This window comes from uncultured Phascolarctobacterium sp., assembly GCF_958349595.1.
Taxonomy (GTDB): domain Bacteria; phylum Bacillota; class Negativicutes; order Acidaminococcales; family Acidaminococcaceae; genus Phascolarctobacterium.
The window spans coordinates 1-19,836 of the sequence record NZ_CATWDQ010000024.1; the positions used below are offsets into that span (position 1 = coordinate 1).

The 19,836-nt window shown below is 49.5% G+C and carries 15 protein-coding genes and 1 other RNA gene; 3 read left to right on the plus strand and 13 right to left on the minus strand.

Annotation, left to right across the window (positions count from 1 at the left end; genetic code table 11):
* Positions 1–200: 200 nt before the first annotated feature.
* On the minus strand, positions 201–1,076 hold the full coding sequence (locus Q4G98_RS11695; protein ID WP_293663538.1) for a LysR family transcriptional regulator: 876 nt from the start codon (positions 1,074–1,076) through the stop codon (positions 201–203).
* Between the two features lie 142 nt (positions 1,077–1,218).
* Here Q4G98_RS11695 and Q4G98_RS11700 point away from each other — a divergent pair, with 142 nt between their 5' ends.
* The 3 genes from Q4G98_RS11700 (at position 1,219) to Q4G98_RS11710 (ending at position 5,603) form a co-directional block, all read left to right on the plus strand.
* Positions 1,219–2,151, plus strand: a complete 933-nt coding sequence (locus tag Q4G98_RS11700; protein ID WP_298562865.1) for a TDT family transporter — start codon at positions 1,219–1,221, stop codon at positions 2,149–2,151.
* A 178-nt stretch (positions 2,152–2,329) separates the two neighbouring features.
* Complete coding sequence (locus Q4G98_RS11705; RefSeq protein ID WP_293545663.1) at positions 2,330–3,331, plus strand: YeiH family protein; 1,002 nt, start codon at positions 2,330–2,332, stop codon at positions 3,329–3,331.
* A 178-nt stretch (positions 3,332–3,509) separates the two neighbouring features.
* Entirely contained in the window at positions 3,510–5,603 is a 2,094-nt protein-coding gene (locus tag Q4G98_RS11710; RefSeq protein ID WP_177559656.1) for a transglycosylase domain-containing protein, read from the plus strand.
* An 84-nt stretch (positions 5,604–5,687) separates the two neighbouring features.
* On the opposite strand, the gene Q4G98_RS11715 is transcribed toward Q4G98_RS11710, so the two are convergent.
* From Q4G98_RS11715 to Q4G98_RS11770, 12 genes are all read right to left on the minus strand, one after another.
* On the minus strand, positions 5,688–6,974 hold the full coding sequence (locus Q4G98_RS11715; RefSeq protein WP_366916946.1) for a replication-associated recombination protein A: 1,287 nt from the start codon (positions 6,972–6,974) through the stop codon (positions 5,688–5,690).
* Between the two features lie 45 nt (positions 6,975–7,019).
* A complete protein-coding gene (locus Q4G98_RS11720) occupies positions 7,020–7,709 on the minus strand; it encodes a ThiF family adenylyltransferase (RefSeq protein ID WP_177559653.1) in 690 nt (229 codons plus the stop codon).
* A 17-nt stretch (positions 7,710–7,726) separates the two neighbouring features.
* Positions 7,727–7,911, minus strand: a non-coding RNA gene (ssrS, locus tag Q4G98_RS11725) — 6S RNA.
* 222 nt (positions 7,912–8,133) lie between these two features.
* Complete coding sequence (gene aspS, locus Q4G98_RS11730) at positions 8,134–9,921, minus strand: aspartate--tRNA ligase (RefSeq protein WP_177559649.1); 1,788 nt, start codon at positions 9,919–9,921, stop codon at positions 8,134–8,136.
* Positions 9,914–11,185, minus strand: a complete 1,272-nt coding sequence (hisS, locus tag Q4G98_RS11735) for a histidine--tRNA ligase (RefSeq protein WP_177559646.1) — start codon at positions 11,183–11,185, stop codon at positions 9,914–9,916. The genes aspS and hisS overlap by 8 nt, the downstream gene beginning before the upstream one ends.
* A 2-nt stretch (positions 11,186–11,187) precedes the next feature.
* On the minus strand, positions 11,188–12,633 hold the full coding sequence (hemZ, locus tag Q4G98_RS11740) for a coproporphyrinogen dehydrogenase HemZ (protein ID WP_177559643.1): 1,446 nt from the start codon (positions 12,631–12,633) through the stop codon (positions 11,188–11,190).
* Complete coding sequence (locus tag Q4G98_RS11745) at positions 12,630–13,724, minus strand: AI-2E family transporter (protein WP_301961999.1); 1,095 nt, start codon at positions 13,722–13,724, stop codon at positions 12,630–12,632. Before Q4G98_RS11745 ends, hemZ begins: the two co-directional genes overlap by 4 nt.
* A 12-nt stretch (positions 13,725–13,736) precedes the next feature.
* Positions 13,737–14,357: an MBL fold metallo-hydrolase gene (locus Q4G98_RS11750; protein ID WP_177559637.1), complete on the minus strand. Its 621-nt coding sequence runs from the start codon at positions 14,355–14,357 to the stop codon at positions 13,737–13,739.
* Positions 14,358–14,367: 10 nt separating this feature from the next.
* Positions 14,368–14,817: a D-aminoacyl-tRNA deacylase gene (gene dtd / locus Q4G98_RS11755; protein WP_177559635.1), complete on the minus strand. Its 450-nt coding sequence runs from the start codon at positions 14,815–14,817 to the stop codon at positions 14,368–14,370.
* A 1-nt stretch (position 14,818) separates the two neighbouring features.
* Positions 14,819–17,050: a bifunctional (p)ppGpp synthetase/guanosine-3',5'-bis(diphosphate) 3'-pyrophosphohydrolase gene (locus Q4G98_RS11760; protein ID WP_177559632.1), complete on the minus strand. Its 2,232-nt coding sequence runs from the start codon at positions 17,048–17,050 to the stop codon at positions 14,819–14,821.
* A gap of 12 nt (positions 17,051–17,062) precedes the next feature.
* Positions 17,063–19,411, minus strand: coding sequence for a single-stranded-DNA-specific exonuclease RecJ (gene recJ, locus Q4G98_RS11765; RefSeq protein ID WP_298562854.1), 2,349 nt, complete (start codon positions 19,409–19,411; stop codon positions 17,063–17,065).
* On the minus strand, positions 19,408–19,755 hold the full coding sequence (locus Q4G98_RS11770; RefSeq protein WP_298562853.1) for a lipopolysaccharide assembly LapA domain-containing protein: 348 nt from the start codon (positions 19,753–19,755) through the stop codon (positions 19,408–19,410). Before Q4G98_RS11770 ends, recJ begins: the two co-directional genes overlap by 4 nt.
* Positions 19,756–19,836: the final 81 nt, after the last annotated feature.

Sequence of the window (19,836 nt, forward strand, 5' to 3'; positions counted from 1 at the left end):
AGTTTTCAAGGTTCTGCTTGCCGTTTTTGACGACTTGTATAGTATATTACATCTTCTCGATGTTGTCAACTATTATTTTTTCATCTTTTTTAACGGCTATTTACAAAAATTCACCCTTGTTTAGGGGTGCACTATTATTTTATTAAATTTCTACTAAAAAAGCAAGCCCTATTTTAAATTTATTTTAACTTATTTTTTGCTTATTTTACAAAATCTCTCTTTAAATTATCCAGCAACGCCTGCACATTTCTGCTTCTGGTTTCAGAAGCCAGGGTCAGACACACGAATTTACGCCCTGCGCTCTCCTGCATCTCGATCAATTCGACTTCACCTGCAGCGGCTGCCTGTCTGGCAATATGCTCAGAAAGCAAAGCATAGCCCAAACCATTTCTTACAGCTTCCTTTACGGCAAAATTAGTATTGAAGATGATCGTCTTGGCAGGGATAACATTATTCTTCTCTAAAAAATTTTCCCACTGCACTCTCGTGCCTGAACCCTGCTCGCGTGTTATCCAGGTCACCGTCTCCAAATCACGGCGCTGCATCTTTTTAGGGCTGCCAACTGGTCCTATCAAGACAATCCGGTCGATATAAAACTCCTCTTTATGGAATTTCTTGTCGCCAGTTTCTCCTTCAACTAAACCAACATCTATTTTATTGCTTTGCAGCAATTCGCAAATATGGACAGTATTATCGATCTTTACTTCTATTTCCAGCTGCGGATAGCGTTTCATAAACCTGCCCAGGAATTCCGGCAGAAAATATTCACCTATTGTCAGACTGGCCCCTATAGCTAAACGTCCTTTGATCTCACTGCCCAGTTCTTTAACTGTGATCTCGGTAAACTGCCACAGACTTTTCATCTGTTTAGCAGCATCATAAACGATCATACCGGCATAAGTCACGCTAAGCTGTTTTTGCTTTTTAGACCTGCGGATCAGTACGATGCTGAAATACTCTTCCAATCTGCGGATATGCAAACTGACCGTCGGCTGAGAAATATTAAGTTTTTGCGCGGCTTTGGTAAAGCTTTGCTGTTCTACGACTTCGATAAAAGTTTTCAGTTCTTCCCACATAGCAACCTCATTATTCTTCTTAATGATAATGATAATAATAATTCATTTTACTAATCATTATACTTGTATTATGCTATTTATACAATGTTTTTAGACGTCAAGTATCAATCTTTTTATTTTCCAAAGGGAGGCTTTCTGAAAAATGATAAAATCTATTCCAATTCCTACTGCCGGAGTATCGCTTGGCCTGGCGGCACTTGGTAATCTGCTGCAGCCATATTCTCCGTTGATGAAATATATCTGCGGTATTCTTGCCGCTGTCCTTTTAGCGCTGCTGCTCATCAAAATGTTGCGTTATCCAAAGCTTATCCATGCCGATATGACCGGCAATCCTATTTTAGGCAGTGTTGCTGCAACTTTTTTTATGACAACTATGCAGCTGTGTGTTTACATTAAAGATTCAGCTCCTTTTCTCTGCGAAACGATCTGGCTGACAGCTGTTACGGCTCATGCCATTTTGATCATCTGGTTCTCCAAAAATTTTATGCTTAATCTGGAACTGAAAAATGTTTTCCCAACCTTCTTCATCGCTTATGTCGGTATCGTTGTCGCTTCGGTTACCGCTCCGGCATTTGGGTACCTTACCTTAGGCTATTATATCTTCTGGTTTGGCTTTGCCGCCTATATGCTGCTGCTCGCACTCGTTACTTACAGGTATCTCCATCATCCGATACCTGAAGCAGCGAAACCGCTGATCTGTATCTACACGGCACCTATGAGTCTGAGCCTGGCAGGTTATTTTGCGGTTGTGCCTGACAAAAATTTTCTGCTGATCACTGTTATGCAGATCGCTGCCCAGGGACTTTTCTTTTTTATCCTCAGCCTGATGCCCAAACTTTTACGTCTGCCGTTTTATCCCAGCTATGCAGCTTTCACCTTTCCCTTTGTCATTACTGCCTCTGCCCTGCGCCTATCACTTGATTACTATGCGCGTTTAGGCGTTGTTCTGCATGAATTCTTCCAATATTTGTATTATTTTGAATGTGTCGTTGCAACCTTCTTCGTTTTCTATGTTACCCTGCATTTCTGCAGATTTTTCTACGCAGAATGGAAGCTTTCTCACAGTAATGTCTGACATCAAAATTTTAATCAAGGTAAATTATCTCCTTCCCTTGCTTCTATATATGGTAAGTTTTTAAACTTTTGAGCTCATTACGTTTTCTGATTATAACAATCAAGATTATTCATTTTACTTACCAGATATAGTTGCCTTACAATTACAGTACACTACATTCTTGGGAAGGAGTTTTATAATGAGTTTCTTAAGTAATAAATTACACGGCTTACTATTATGTTTTGCTATCGCCGTACCAGCTGCATATTTAGGTAAAATGTTCCCTATTGTCGGCGCCCCTGTTTTTGCCATTCTTTTAGGCTTGCTGCTGGCTGGCGTCCCCCGTTCAGATGCTTTCTGCGGCGGCATCACCTTTACTTCCAAAAAGATTCTGCAATACGCTATTATCTTACTCGGCTTCGGTATGAACCTTTTTGAGATTTTCCGTGTTGGCTCGCAGTCACTGCTGATCATCCTCTCGACGATCGGTACTGCTTTGACTGTTTCTTATGCTGTCAGCAGGATAATGAAAATCGATCATGATATCGCGACTTTGGTAGGCGTAGGCTCTTCTATCTGCGGCGGCTCGGCAATCGCCGCGGCGGCGCCTGTTATCAAAGCATCCGACGAAGACATCGCGCAGTCGATTTCCGTCATCTTCCTTTTTAATGTTATCGCCGCCTTTCTGTTCCCTACATTAGGCGCCATACTCGGCTTTAATGATATGGGCTTTGGCATGTGGGCCGGCACGGCGATCAACGACACATCTTCTGTAGTGGCAGCAGGTCAGACCTGGGCCAGCGCCAGCGGCAGCGATACCGCGTTGAATTATGCTACTATCGTCAAGCTGACCCGCACTTTAGCGATTATTCCTATCTGCCTGGGCCTGGCTTATCTTACTTCCAAACGCAAAGCTACAACTTCGGAAGTAAAAATTTCTACGATCTTCCCGATGTTCATCATATACTTTCTGGGCGCGGCAGTTATCAATACCTTTGCCGGTCACCACTTTGACTTTTTCCAGTTCTTACCAGCCATCGGTAAATTTATGATCGCTATGGCCATGGCAGCTATAGGCCTCAACACCAATTTAGTCAAGCTGATCAAAACCGGCGGCAAGCCGATCCTGCTCGGACTTATCTGCTGGTTCTGCATAGCTGTTGTAAGCCTTGCCATGCAGCATCTGCTCAATATTTGGTAATCTCAAACAGCTTCTGCTGCTAATGGCGGAAGCTGTTTTCATTTTTATTACACTTAATATACGAGTTTTTTATCGCAAATTATTATAAAAATATGATATAATAGCCGTTAGATAAAAAAAGCTTTGTCGGTATAAAGCTGATTAAAAGGAAAATGACTAAGAGAACCGAGGTTTATGTATGGGCAAAATAATTAAGTTGATAATCATCGCATTCGCTGCGCTTGCCATTTTAGGCGCCGCGGCATTCTGGGGGCTTGCAGGCTTCTTTGCACCCAAAGATATGGAAGAATCACTTATCCCCGATGCCGCTTCGCAGTTTTTTGACGTTAACGGCCGTGTCATCTCGACGACGGCTTCTGAAGAACGCCGTCTGCCTGTAGCCTTCGACAAAATACCCAAGCACCTGCAGCAGGCTTTTATTGCTATTGAAGATAACCGATTTTACGAACACGGCGGTATCGACTTCCGCGGTACGGCCCGCGCTTTGTGGACCAACCTGCGCGGCGGCGAGGTGCAGGGCGGCAGTACGATTACCCAACAGCTGGCTAAAAACGCTTTCCTTTCTCAGGAACGTACTATCACCCGCAAGATAAAAGAAGCTTTTATTGCCAAGCAATTGGAAGAACGCTATACCAAAGACGAAATCCTTGACATGTACCTGAACCGGATCTACTTCGGGCAAGGCACCTATGGTATTGAAAGCGCTTCCCTCTATTATTTCGGCAAGCACGTTCAGGACATCGATCTGGCAGAAGCCGCCACACTGGCAGCTATCCCTAAAAGTCCTAACTATTATAATCCTTTTGAAAATCCTAAAGACAGCAAAGCCCGTCAGGAAGTCGTTTTGGACCAGATGGCCAAATACGGCTACATCACAGAAGCCCAAGCAGCAAAAGCCAAGGCTGAAAAGCTGCAATTGAACAACCATAAAAACCAGCAAAAAGATAACCTTTCCTACTTTATTGATTACTGCAGTCAGCAGATCATCGAAGAATTCGGTGCCGATGCCCTTTACAAAGGCGGCCTCAAAATCTACACTACCCTTGATCTGGATATGCAGTCAGCAGCGGCAGAAGCTTTAAAATATCTGCCCGATTATTACAAAGATGATTATCAGCTTACCCAACCCCAGGTCGCTTTAGTTGCCGTAGATCCTGCTAACGGCTATATCAAAGCCATGATCGGCGGCCGCGGCCAGGATAAATTCAATCGTGCTGTGCTTGCAGTACGTCAGCCCGGTTCCGCTTTCAAGCCCTTTGTCTATCTTACAGCTATGGATAACGGCCTTACTGCGGCAACAGTAGTCGAAGACAAGGAATATGAATTCGCCCCCGGCTGGAAACCGAAAAACTCTGACCTGCAATGGCATGGCAAAGTAAGCCTGCGAACAGCTTTGAAAAAATCCTACAACATTCCTACTATTCTGGTAGCGCAGCAGGTCGGACCCGAAAAGGTTTTCCAAATGGCTAAAAATCTTGGTATCACGACGCTTATCGAAGACGGTCATTATACCGACATCAACCTTTCCATGGCTTTAGGCGGCTTAAGCAAGGGTACTACGCCTCTGGAAATGGCCGCAGCCTATGGCACGATCGGCAACGGCGGTAAATATAACGCTCCGACTGCCCTCATCAAAATAGTTGATCGTAATGGCAAAGTAATTTTTGAGCATAAGCAGGATACCAAAACTGTAGTTGACGCCAAAGCAGCCTATCAAACTGTCGATATCATGCGCGACGTCTTTGTGGACGGTACCGCAGGAGGGGCAGGCATCGGCCGTCCGGCAGCCGGTAAAACGGGCACCACAGATGATTACAAGGATGCCTGGTTTGTAGGCTTCACCCCCAATCTGTCGGCTGCCGTCTGGATCGGCGACGATAATGGCCGCCCGCTTGATTATATGTACGGCAGCGGCGCACCGCTCAGTATCTGGCATGAATTTATGGTCAACGCGCTTGCCAATGTTCCTGTTGCTAACTTTGTTCGCCCTGCAGGCGTAGTAATACCGCCTGAACCGGATATCAAGAATGATGATAAAGACAAAGATAAAGACAAGGATAAGGACAAAGATAAAAAAAGAGCGACCTCCGTTCCCGGAGAACCGCCCAAACCTCCCAGCAAAAAAGACCGGATCCGTGAAAATGTAGGCGACGTTGAACCGCAGAAGCCAAGCATGAAAAAACGTGTTCAGGAAATTTTAGACGGTAACGAAAACAATACCGCTAATAAAAAACCTGTCGTCAGCAATGTCCCTACTCCACGTCAACCGTGATCAAAAACAAAAACAACACTCTGTACTTTTAGTGCAGAGTGTTGTTTTATTATCACAGCATCATATTGATTTAATCTTTTTTATCTATTCTTTTTCAGTGTCTTTCTTAAGCAGCCTGCTTTCAGCACCACTGTCTTTCGGATAATAATATCTATGACCTGCCAACTCATCCGGCAGATACTGCTGCTCGACCCAGCCGCCTGGATAATCGTGCGGATATTTGTAGCCAAGCCCATGACCAAACTGCCTGGCGCCAGGGTAATGGGCATCGCGCAAATGCTTCGGCACTCTGGTATTGACCGACCTGACATCCTGACGGGCATTATAAATCCCCATATAACAGCTGTTGCTCTTGGGTGCGTTAGCTATATAACAAACAGCCTGAGCCAAAGGTATCTGCGCTTCCGGCAAGCCTACAAAATGAGCCGCCTGCGCCGCAGCATTGGCTACGACTAAAGCCTGCGGATCGGCATTGCCCACATCTTCGGCCGCACAGATCACGATCCGGCGCGCAATGAACCTTACGTCCTCACCGCCCTCCAGCATACGGGCCAGATAATGCAGGGCGGCGTCAACATCACTGCCGCGCATGCTTTTTATAAAGGCCGAAACTATATCATAATGATAATCGCCTTTTTTATCATAGCGCTGCAAAGCGTTACCTACCACGCTGCGCAATACATCCATCGTTATTTCTTTGCTGCCCTCCGGCAGCATAAATTCAGCCTGCTCCAGCAAATTAAGTGCCACCCTGGCATCACCGCCGGCAAAATCAGCCAGCGCGTCCAAGGCTTCGGCTGTCACTGTGATACCTTCCGCACCATAGCCTTTTTCCTTATCCGTCAGCGCCCGCTCTAAAATCCGTTTGATCCCGTCTGCCGTTAAATGCTCCAGACGAATGACCTTCATCCGCGACAAAAGCGGCGAATTGATTTCAAAAAAGGGATTTTCCGTAGTCGCGCCGATCAAAATGATCGTGCCGTTTTCTACATACGGCAGCAATACGTCCTGCTGCGCTTTATTAAAACGATGGATCTCGTCGATGAAAACGATAGTGCGCCCCATACCGCCGCGCTGCAGCTCCTGCGCTCTGGCAATCAGCTTGCGCAGCTCGGGCACCCCGGACGAAACGGCGTTGATAGCGACAAATTCATCACCCGTCATATGGGCAATGACCTGTGCCAAAGTTGTTTTGCCAGTCCCCGGCGGACCATAAAACAACACCGACTGCAGCTGATCCTTTTCGATCATCCGGCGCAGCGGACTGCGCTCGCCTACTGCTGTTTCCTGTCCCACAAAATCGCTGAGCCTTGTAGGACGCATCCTGTCAGCCAAAGGTTTTTTCTGCGGCTGTGCAAACAAACTATCCATCATCCACCTCCAAAATCTGATAAAAATACCGGCACTAAAGGCCGGTTAACTTTTTTCTGCAATAATCTGACGTACGATATACGATGCTATCAGCAGTCCTGCCGAAGCCGGAACAAACACCATGCTTCCAGGGACCTCGCCCGCTTCAACACGCCGCGGCGGCTCTTTGGAATAGACTGCCGTTACACCTTTTTCAATACCTGCCGCACGCAGCAGTTTCCGTACTGTTCTTGCCAGCGGACATACAGAAGTCCTGCTGATATCCTCCACGGTAAGATACGTAGGGTCCAGCTTGTTGCCTGTCCCCATCGAAGAAATCACAGGTATCTTGCGCCGTACACATTCTGCTAAAAGATCGACCTTGGACGGCGTCGAATCGATCGCATCGGCAATAAAAGTAAAACTGCCGGAAAAAAACTCGTCAAAAGCCCCCGGTTCATAAAAGCTGCTGATAGTCTCTATCTCGCATTCCGGATTGATATCCAGCAGCCTTTGCCTGACGACCTCGGTTTTTAAGCGGCCGAAGGTACTGGTCAAAGCAGGTAATTGACGGTTGATATTACTTGCCGCCACCGTATCGGCATCTATCAATAATAAATGGCCTACCCCACTGCGGCATAAAGCCTCGGCAATATACGAACCCACGCCGCCTAAACCAACAACTGCGACACGGGCCTGCTCCAAAACGGGCAGCTTTTCCTGACCGATGACCATTGCAACACGTGACAGATCCATTTTTACCCCCAAAAATATTTTGCCCCACAATGCCGTCCAGCCTCATGTTTTGAACCTGCAAGTGCAGGTGGGTGCCTTCCCGCCAGTCGCAAAAGTCCCCGCAAGAGGGCAGTTTTTTAAAAGGCGGAGCTCAGTCAGGCTCCCTAGGTAAGAGTGTTGGCTCAAAACTAAGAGGTACAAGTAACGAACATCGCAGGGTAAAAAGCGTTTTTCAAGGCAGCAAGAGTATTTCTTACTACATATATACTATACCAAAAATTGTTTAAAATCACAAGGTATAAAGCGGTTTTCTCTGTTTTTAAAGAGATATTTTTTCTTTTTTTCGCAATCAGTTCATTTTGAAGAAAAAATACTTTTTTACAGCTGCTTTGACATAAAAAAGGACTGCCGCAGCAGTCCTTTTTTCAGAACAAAGTTCTTCTTATTATTTATCTTTTTTGACCAGGGTTGCACGGATATGCAGCTCACGCAGCTGTTTCTCGTCAACATCGTTCGGAGCCTGAGTCATCAGGCAGCTGGCGCTTTGGGTTTTCGGGAAAGCGATAACGTCGCGGATAGAATCGCGTTTAGCCATGATCATGATCAAACGGTCAAGACCGAATGCCAGACCGCCGTGCGGAGGAGCGCCGAATTCAAAGGCGTCCATCATAAAGCCAAATTTCTCTTTAGCCTGCTCTTCGGTAAGGCCGATAGCTTTGAAAACCTCGTTTTGCACATCACGGCGATGGATACGGATAGAACCGCCGCCGATCTCGGTGCCGTTGAGCACCATATCATAAGCTTTGGCATACACTTTACCTGGATCGGTAGCCAGCATGGCCACATCCTCGTCACGGGGAGCCGTAAACGGATGATGCATAGCCACATAGCGTTTTTCTTCGTCGTTATATTCAAACATCGGGAAATCTACGACCCAGGCAAAAGCCAGCATATCTTCGTCGATCAGCTCGCGGCGTTTAGCCATTTCCAGACGCAGAGCGCCTAAAGCCTGAGCAACTACAGCCGGTTTATCAGCAACGAACAACAGCAGATCGCCGGGTTCAGCCGCTGCAGTTTTGAGGATATTTGCCAAATGTGCTTCGCTGAAGAATTTAGCGATCGGAGATTTCACGCTGCCGTCTTCCTGGATCTGCATCCAGGCCAGACCTTTAGCGCCGTAGATACCAACGAATTCTACCAGGCCGTCCAGCTCACGGCGCGGGATAGCGGCATAGCCTTTAACATTGATCGCTTTCACGACACCGCCGTCTTCGACGATAGCATTGAACACTTTAAAGTCAGAATCTTTGACTGCCTCAGACATATTGACCAGTTCCATACCAAAGCGCAGGTCCGGCTTGTCGCTGCCAAAACGGTCCATAGCCTCGTCCCAGGTCAAACGCTGCATCGGCAGCTGGATCTTTTTGCCCATAGCGCCTTCAAACACATACGCCATCAGGCCTTCCATCAATTCCATGATATCCTCAGCATCTACGAAAGACATTTCAATATCCAACTGAGTAAATTCAGGCTGACGGTCAGCACGCAGATCTTCGTCACGGAAGCAGCGGGCGATCTGGAAATAACGCTCCATACCGGCAACCATCAAAATCTGTTTAAAGATCTGCGGAGATTGCGGCAAAGCATAAAATTTGCCGGGGTTGACGCGGCTCGGCACCAGATAATCACGGGCGCCTTCAGGAGTGCTTTTAGTCAGCATCGGCGTTTCGATCTCGCAGAAACCGTTTTTATCCATATAATCACGCATCAATTTAGTAACTTTATGACGCAAAATCAAATTCTTCTGCATTTCCGGACGGCGCAGGTCCAAATAACGGTATTTCAAGCGCAGGTTCTCGTCCGTGTCTATGTCGTCCTGAATATAAAACGGCGGTGTTTTAGCGGCATTGAGTACTTCCAGATCGGCAGCAACCACTTCGATCTCGCCGGTGGCCAAATTCGGATTTACGGTAGCAGCATCACGCAGACGCACTTTGCCTACTACTTTGATAACGTACTCGCTGCGGATAGCTTCAGCAGTAGTAAAGCTATTGCCGGCATCGTCAGGGTCAACGACAACTTGCACGATACCGCTGCGGTCACGCAGATCGACGAAAATCAACCCGCCGTGGTCGCGGCGTTTGGCAACCCAACCGCATAAAACTACTTGCTCGCCTGCTGCCTCTTTGGTCAGCAAACCGCAGCTATGACTGCGTTTTAAAGAATTACTCATGACTTTGCACCTCTGTTTTTAAAATTGATGTAATATCTTGGATAGGGATCTCGGTCTGCTCGCTGGTCGCCATATTCCTCAATACAGCATGACCGCGCGCTACCTCGTCTTCACCTAAAATCAACACATATTTGGCAGCCAGTCTGTTCGCCTGCTTCATCTGGGCTTTCATGCTGCGCCCCAAAAAGTCGAATTCTACCTTCAGTCCTTCGCGGCGTAAAGCGATCGCTTCCTTAAATGCCAGGGTAAAGTTCACGCTGCCCGGGCACACTACAAAGACATCGATACTGTTATCGAAATGCGGCAGCAGGTTCTGGCTTTCGATCGCCAGCAGCACGCGCTCCATACCCATCGCAAAGCCGATACCCGGTGTTGCCGGGCCGCCGATCTCTTCGATCAGTCCGTCATAACGGCCGCCGCCGCAAACAGCGCTTTGCGCTCCCAGCGGAGCGTATTGGATCTCAAAGGCGGTCTTAGTATAGTAATCAAGTCCGCGCACCAGATTATGGTCGACTACATAATCGACGCCGGCAGCAGTCAAAAGCTCCTGCAGACCTTCAAAATGCGCTTTACATTCTTCGCACAGACACTCTTCCAAACTGGGCGCGCCTGCCGCCAGCTCCTGATCGTGCGGATTTTTGCAGTCCAGCAGACGCAGCGGATTACGGTCAAAACGCGACTGACAATCCTTACACATTTCGCCAAGATGCGGGCGGAAATACTCCTGCAGCTTTTCTCTGTGCAGCGGCCTGCATTTCGGGCAGCCAACGGAATTGATTTTCAGCTTTAAGTCTTGCAGGCCCAAAGTCTGCAAGATCTGTACCGCCAGCAAAATGATCTCGGCATCGATATTCGGCCCCTCTACGCCCAGCGCTTCCACGCCAAACTGATGGAACTGACGATAACGTCCGGCCTGCGGCCTGTCGTACCTGAACATCGGCCCGATATAAAACAGCTTTGTCGGCGCCGGATCGGCATACATTTTATTTTCTACATACGACCGGACGGCGGACGCCGTATTCTCGGGACGCAGCGTCAGACTGCGCTCACCACGGTCAGTAAAGGTGTACATTTCTTTTTCAACAACGTCGGTCGTTTCGCCGATACCGCGCAAAAACAGCTCGGTATGCTCAAAAACAGGCGTCCTGATTTCCTGATAACCATATTGGGCGCAAATCTCGCGCATGGTGCGTTCCAAATAACGCCAGGCTTCCACATCGCGCGGCAGAATATCCTTCGTGCCTCTGGGTGCTGTGGTCAACACGTTTATTCCTCCTCATCCGCAAAAAGCAGGCTGCGTTTATGCGCCAGCTGCGGCAGATTGCCCGTATATGTCCCGATATCTTTGGGCATATTGAGCTTCTTAAGATGATGTCCGTCCGCCTGCGGCACTTTAGTCGCAGAGGCCGGCCCGATCCCGAGCACAGTATGACGTTCTTCCATCATCTGAATATTATAAAGGCTGGCACTGCCGGAAGCAGCATAGCCGATATTGGCAAGATTGCCCAGCATATAATGCTGTCGGTATAAATAATAAGGCAGCATCCCCATTGCCGCCGCAGTTTCGCCGCCGTAAGCGACCAGCGCCTCAGCTTCCTCAGCCGTCAGGCTGCTTAGCTGCGCGCCAAAAAGCGGGGCGCTCTTTTTGAGCGTTAAAGTATGCACAGTCAGATTATCAGGAGCCAAAGCCCTGACGCCGTCCAGCGACGCCCGCACATCGGCAGCCGTCTCTCCCGGCAGCCCGATGATCAGATCGGTATTGACTGTTTTGATGCTGCTGTGCCGCACCAATTCATAGGCCTGATAAAAATCACGCACTGTATGACTGCGGCCGATAGCCTGCAAAGTTTTATCATGCAAAGTCTGCGGATTGACGCTGATACGGTTCACGCCGTAAGCTTCCATGACCTTCAGCTTCTCAACGCTGAAACAATCAGGCCGCCCCGCTTCCACAGTAAACTCGCGCACTCCCGGCAGCAGCAGATGCCGCGCCGCAAGCCCGATGAGCCGTGCGAAGGCTGTTTCGCTAAGGCTGGTCGGCGTACCGCCGCCAATGTAAACCGCAGTAGCATTTAATTTGTACATACTTATTAATTGTACCACAGCAAGTATATCTTGTTCAATGAAATTTAAAAACTTTTGCTGTAATTCTTCCTCACGCGGCACGATCCCCGACGGGAAAGAACAATAAGAACAGCGCGTAGGACAAAAAGGAATACCGATATAAATGCCGACCTGCTTTTCTGCTGCCGGCAAAAGCCGCCTTTGCAGCAGGCAGATCTCCGTCAGCAGCTGCGCCTGTCTGACGGGCAGCAAATAATGCCGCTGCAGATACTGCGGCAGCGCAGCGCCATTTAACCCGCCGTCTAAAAGCTTATGCGCCAGCTTTCCCGGACGCACGCCGGTCAGGATGCCCCAGGGCAAAGCCGCCTCACGTCCAGACACCCTGGCCAGTACATCTAGCACCGCAAGCTTGGTGCAGCGCACCCACTCGCCCCTGACATCCTGTAAAACCGTAAATGGCCTGCTGACAGTCCTTGTGCCGTCCGCCGCCTGCCAAACCGCCACACAGCTGTCAGCGTCTGCCGCCACCGTCAGCAAGGCAGCGCCGTCAGAATGCGGCAAAATGTCAAAGAACGCGGCCATCTCAGCGACAGGCCGCGTTAAATCATAAGGTAACTTCTGCACTAATTTATAATCACTACTCATCATCGTTTCTGCTGCTCATTTTCCGTGGGCCGTGGTTCATCAGAACTGTGCCATAACTCTTTATAGAAAACCCGGTACACGGCAGCCACAGGCACGGCAAACAGCATACCCAGAATACCGTACAGCTTGGCGCCTATCAGCAGGCTCAAAATCAAAACTACAGGGTGCAGATCGATTTTACTGCCCATGATCCGCGGCATCAGAATATTGCCGTCGATCTGGTAAAACACCAGATAAAACAGCGCTACAGAAAAAGCCGAAGCAGTATTCTGCGAATAGGCAATAAATACTGCCGGCACTGCGCCCATCAACGGTCCGACCACAGGTACCGTCTCGGCCATGACGGCCAGGAAACCAAAAACCAGCGGGAACTGGATACCCAGCATCGCCACACCGACAGTAATACATACGCCGGCGATCAGGCTCAATTTACCAAGTCCCCGGATATAAGCGCTCAAGGTTCGTCCGATCTCATCCAGGATATGCGCCACCTTCGGCTGCGTATCATAAGTAAACAAATTGATCATCATCAGACGCAGCTCACGCCAGTCTTTCAAAAAGTAAAAAGCTAAAAACGGAACTACGATCAAGCCTACCAGATTGGCAATAATATCGATGGTAGACTTGAACAAATTGCGCAGGATACCGCCCATAAAGCCCATGATCCAGCTCATCGCATCATCGATCAGCGTTTCAAAATTATACGGCAGCCGCGGATACTGGGAAGGGTCCTTCAGCAGCCACTCCAGGCTGCCGGACTCGACTTTTGTCGTATAATCGGGCAGTCTGGCCACCAGATCATTGATCTGCCCAAACAAAGGCAGCAAAATAAATGTAACAGCGAAAAACATAAACAGACCAAAAGCCATAAAGGCCAGAATGATCGCCACCACACGCGACAAATGGATCTGTCCCTGACCAACAGTGATCCTGGAAAACATATTCGATACCGGATACAGGGCAAAAGCCAGACCTATCGCTAAAAGGATAGGGAACAGAAACGCAGCCAGTTCATACAAAACAAAGGATACGCCTGCCGCTACTGCCAATTTGAAAGTTGTACTGTGTCTCAGCAGCTTGATACTTTTGATCATTTTCTTACTTACTTATTGCAGAAACGGATTTCTGCGTCTCTCCCATCCTACCGTAGTCGCAGGTCCATGTCCCGGTAAAAGCTTAGTTTCATCAGGCAAAACCAGAAGTTTCGTTTTAATAGAGTCAAGAATCTGTTTGTAGGAACCGCCCGGCAGATCAGTACGGCCGATAGATTCGGCAAATACCGTATCACCGCAGAATACCACATCACCGCAGACGAGGCATACGCCGCCGCGGGTATGACCCGGAGTCGTCAGCACCTTAAAATCAAGTCCGGCCTCTGTGACAGTTTCCCCATCCTCAAAAATTTTATCAGCCGGCGCAAAAGCTGCGTCCATGCCCATATAAGCAGAAAGATTGCTGGTAGCCTTCGTCAGCATCTCCGCATCCGCCTCACTGATATAGACCCTGGCGCCAGTCGCCTTGCGCACCTCTTCCAGTCCCATGATATGATCGCTGTGCCCATGGGTGATAAAGATCGCATCGATAGTGAGTCCTTCTTTCTTGATCGCGTCGACGATCCTGTCGCCGTCTCCGCCCGGATCGACAACAACGCCGTGACCGGTAGCTTCGTTGACCGCTATATAGCAGTTAGTACCAAGCATACCAACTTCCATTTTTAAAACCTTCATGTCAAACCTCCTAAAAATTCTTTTTACTGTCTAATAAAATCGTTACCGGGCCATTATTGACAAGGCTCACAAGCATATGTGCCTGAAACTTCCCGGTGCCGACGCTGAGTCCTTTCGCCCGCGCGCCTGCCACGAATTTTTCATAATAAGCATTGGCCATTTCCGCGCCCGCCGCCTTATCGAACGACGGCCGTTTGCCCTTGCGGCAATCGCCGTACAAAGTAAACTGAGAAACCACCAGCAAGCCGCCGCCCACATCTGCGACAGACAGGTTCATCTTCTCCTGTTCATCTTCAAAAATGCGCAGGCCCACGACCTTGTCCAGCAAATACTCCAAATCCTTATCTGTATCATCCTTTTCGACGCCCAGCAGCACTAAAAGTCCCTTTGCCACACTGCCTACCCTGGCGCCGTCCACCTCGACAGCAGCGCTGTCGACACGCTGTACAACCGCTCTCACGTCAGCCTCCCTGTCCGTTGGAAATCATTCTTTCCACACTGTAAACGCCCTTCATGCGTTTGATTTTATTCATAATATTATCCAGCTGCTCCAGATTGCCGATATCGATGCCCATACTGATATTCGCGATCTTCTGCTTATCGATGCGGCAATTCAGCGCGTTGATATTCAGCTTTGACTCGCTCATCACCATCATGATGTCGGCCATCATACCGGGGCGGTCGCCAGCCGTGATAATGATATTGACCTTATACAGCGAATCCGTCGCAATATCCCAGGCCACTTCGATCAAACGGCTCTGCTCCTCAGGATTGTTGCTCATCACATTCGGGCAGTCCTGGCGATGCACCGAAATACCACTGCCGCGGGTGATATACCCGATAACCGGATCGCCCGGGATCGGATTGCAGCAGCGCGCCAGCTTGACCATGATCCCCTCTTCGCCCTTGACCAGGATACCATGACTGGACTTGGCCTTGGAACGGCGCGGCTTCAACTCGGCCAGCAGCTGTGACAGGTCCTTCGTCGTCGTCAGCTTCTGCTCTTTCTTATACAGCTCTACCAGCTTCGACATCACGCTGTTGATCGTGATCCCGCCATAACCGATAGTAGCCATCAGATTCTCTTCGTTCTCCAACCGCAGCTGGGCGCTTACGTCCTTCAGCTTATCGCCTTTCAGCAAAATTTTAGGATCGTAACCCAGACGCTTGCATTCTTTTTCCAGCATCTCGCGGCCCTTGACGATGTTCTCCTCGCGCCGCTCCTTTTTAAACCACGATTTGATCTTGTTCCGGCTGTCGGAAGAACCGACGATATTGATCCAGTCACGGCTTGGCCCCGCCGCCTGCTTAGAGGTGATGACCTCGACGATATCGCCATTGCTCAGCTTGTAATCGAGCGGCACGATGCGCCCGTTCACCTTGGCCCCGACGCAGCGGTTGCCAACATCCGTATGGATGCGGTACGCAAAATCGATCGGCACGGCGCCGACCGGCAAATCGATAACATCGCCGCGCGGCGTAAATACAAAGACCTCGTCGGCAAAAACATCCATCTTGACCGTATTGACGAAATCGCGGGAATCGCTCATATCCTGATGCCATTCCAGCAGCTGCCGCAGCCACGACAGCTTGGCGTCAAAGGTCTTATCGCCGCCGGCAGCCGGTGCAGGCTTGCTGCCGCCGCTTTCCTTATAGCGCCAGTGAGCGGCGATACCGTACTCAGAAATACGGTGCATCTCAAAAGTCCTGATCTGGATCTCCAGCGGCTGGCCGTTGCCATACAGCACCGTCGTATGCAGCGACTGGTACATATTTGATTTCGGCACGGCGACATAATCCTTAAAGCGGCCCGGGATCGGACGCCACATACTATGCACAACGCCCAGCGTGCCGTAACAGTCCTTCACGCTGTCCACCAGCACACGGATCGCCAAAAGATCATAGATCTCGCTCAGTTCCTTATGGTCGCGCAGCATCTTTTTATGGATGCTGTAAAAATTCTTCGGCCGGCCCTGGATCTCGCACGTGATATTCATCGTATCAAGATGCTCTTTGATCTCGCCCATTGCCGCATGGATCATTGCCTCACGCTCACGGCGTTTGACCTTGACCTGCTCGACCAGATCGTAATATATCTCCGGCTCCATATAACGGAACGCCAGATCCTCCAGCTCCCACTTGATCGTATAAATACCCAGACGGTGAGCCAGAGGCGCATAGATCTCCATCGTCTCGCGCGAAATAGACTGCTGCTTATGCACCGGCATAAACTTCATCGTCCGCATATTATGCAGCCTGTCGGCCAGTTTTATCATAACTACACGGATATCCTTAGCCATTGCCAAAAACATCTTACGGTAGTTTTCGATCTGCTGTTCTTCCTTGGAAATATACTCTATCTTGCCTAACTTCGTAACCCCATCCACCAGATCGGCAACCTTCTGTCCAAAATCCTCTTTTAAAGAATCCAGACTGATATCAGTATCCTCCACCACATCATGTAAAAAAGCTGCCGCCAAGGTCAGTTCGTCCAGCTGGAGCTGCGATAAGATCGTAGCTACACCAAGCGGATGGATGATATAAGGCTCGCCGGACTTACGGCGCTGGCTGGCATGAGCTTCAGCCGCCACATCATAAGCCTTGCGGACAAACTCCACCTGCTGCTTATTCAAATAGCTTTCGATCGTCGCAAAAAAATCCTCCACACAAACAACATTTCCTGTTTCAGGCATCTTAGCACTTCCTTATTTATCGAATCTTTTTCCCTGCCACAGCCCAATGATCTCCTCAGGACTGATATTCATATTTCTCTGACAACCTGCAAAAGCCTTCCGTCCCTTTTCCTGCAATCCCCTGAACGTCGGTGAATTCTGCAAATCGTTTTTCTGTAAATTACCAAAGCTGATCTTACCATGCTCATCGCGGATAAATTCCAGCTCTTCAAACACCTTCAAAGCATCTTCTGAAATATTGGCAGCCGACTCAAGCAGATCCGCCCTGTCGATAACAGCCTGCTGACGCAGCGTGCAGGCCAGCTCCTTATAAGCATGTACCAGCTGACTGCGCCCCGGATAAAGCTTATCCAGTTCGACGCAGTATTTATCGGCCTCCGACCTGGTATATAACAGCAGCAGCCGTTTACCAGCCCCTCTGGGCACCGGCAAGGCATCGGCATCAAACACTTCCTGCTGCGGGAAATCATAAAAAATAATATTCTCCGCCTCCTGCTCCGCCGGCTCGCCATAAGCAAGCACCTGCACATCCGGCAGCTTGGCCGCCTCGGGTACAGCGCTGGTGTTATTTACATATATTACTGTTTTTTTACTTGTTTGTAAAATATTTCTCAACACTGCTTCCTTGCTGGTATTGCAATTGCGGTAATCATAAACCTGCAGGGCCTGGTCATAATCTACCACCTGCAGATTCACGCTTTCCTTTTCCTTCCAGACATTGATCTTAGGCATAAAGGCCAGATCAACGACCGCGTTATTATACAGGCACACCATATCTGCCGCGCCGTTCCACATGATACTGTGGTAACTATACCTGCCATAATCGGTATAAAAACGCAGATGGTTGTTATCCCGCCCAAAAGTCTTGGGATAATGCAGCACCGCATCCTTAAAAGCAAACAGCGGCGGCGGGTTATCGCAGCCCAGCGGTTCCAGCAGCGCCAGCTCCTTCACCAGCTGCAGCGAAACCTCCTCGTTTCTATCCAGCAGGCACTCTATCTTCAGGCGCGGCTGATAATCAGCAGGCTCCAAACGACCCTTGACCACGCCCAGAAAACGTTTTCTAAAAGATTCTACCCTGGCTGCGCGCAGTGTCAGGCCGGCCGCCTGATGATGGCCGCCAAACTGCAGCAGCAGTTCGCTGCATTCATTCAAAGCACTGTACAGATCCAGCGCCGGGATACTGCGGCAGCTGCCCTTAGCGGCATCGCCGTCGATACTGATCAGGATCGTCGGCAGATGGTATTTATCGACCAGCCGCGAAGCCACGATCCCGATAACCCCGGCATGCCATCCTTCCTTAGCCAGCACGATCGCTGTCTCGATCCTTTCCTGCTGCGCCAGCAGCGCCTCAGCCTCAATAAAGATCCTGCGGCTGATCTCCTGACGCAGAGCATTCTCAGCATTCAGCTGCTCCGCAACCTCGTCCGCCTTAGCCTCATCGCCAGTCACCAAAAGCTCGACTGCCGACTGAGCGTGTTCCAAACGGCCAACCGCATTCAGACGCGGCGCCAGCATAAACCCAATGTTCTCAGCCGAAATATTCTGCTGCGGACAGCCGCTGTGTTCGATCAGCTTCCGCAGCCCCACGATCCCGGTATTTTCCATCGCCGCCAGCCCCAGCTTCACCAGCGCGCGGTTCTCGCCGCGCAGCGGCACGATATCGGCTACCGTACCCAAAGCCACAAGCTCCGTCAGCCCCGACCATAAAGGCTCGGTCAAATGCTGCATCTGGTGCAGCGCCTGGCACAGCTTAAACGCCACGCCCACACCGGAAAGATACTTAAACGGATACCTGCAGTCACGCTGATGCGGATTGACTATCGCATAGGCCGCCGGCAAAACCTCCGGCGGCGTATGATGGTCGGTAATGATGATCTCCAGCCCTGCCGGAGCCTCTGCCACCTCGTCCACGCCGCTGATGCCGCAGTCCACCGTCACTAACAGCGTTGTGCCGGCCGCCGCTAAAGCAGCCAGCGCTTCATGGTTCAGACCATAGCCCTCGTTTTTCCTTTTAGGGATATACGTGTTGACTTTGGCGCCGACCCCCTGCAAATACAAATACAGCAGCGAGCTGGCACTGATGCCGTCCACATCATAATCACCGTAAACAGTGATCTGTTCCCCGCTTTTTACAGCCTCTAAAATACGTTCGGCGGCCTTCTGCATATCCTTCATCAGCAAAGGCTCATGAAACGGCTGCTCGCTGCCGAACAAAAATTCTCTGATCTCTTCTTTATCCCTGACGCCGCGGTTCAGCAGTACGCTGACGACCACCGTCGAAACTCCCAGCTCCTCAGCTATAGCGGCAGCATATTCCCTGTCGCACTTCTGCAGCTGCCAAATCTTTCGTTTCCTCATTCCGCTGCCGCCGGTCCTGCCTGTTCAGCTTTAGCCATAGCTTCCTGGTGTAATTTCTGCGTATGCATCAGCATCGCCACTTCCTCACGCAGCTTGGCATTGTCTTTTTGCAGGGCCGCCATCTCTTCGCGGGTCTTTTTATCCTGCAGATAATGCTTCGCCTTCATCATCAGGGTAAAAAACAAAGTTGCCAAAGCTCCCAGCAGTGCCGATCCCAAAATAACGATCACTAAATTAGTCTGCATCGTCCAGACAGCAAAATTCAGCGACACGCTAACTGCATTCTGCACTGCAAACACAGCCACAATAACACTGATAATCAAAGTAAAAAACAAATATGGCATCTTCTTCAGCTCCTAACTTCTACAAATTTTTATAACTGTAATTATTCGAGAATTTACCTCAAAATCCCTGCTTTTTCCTTC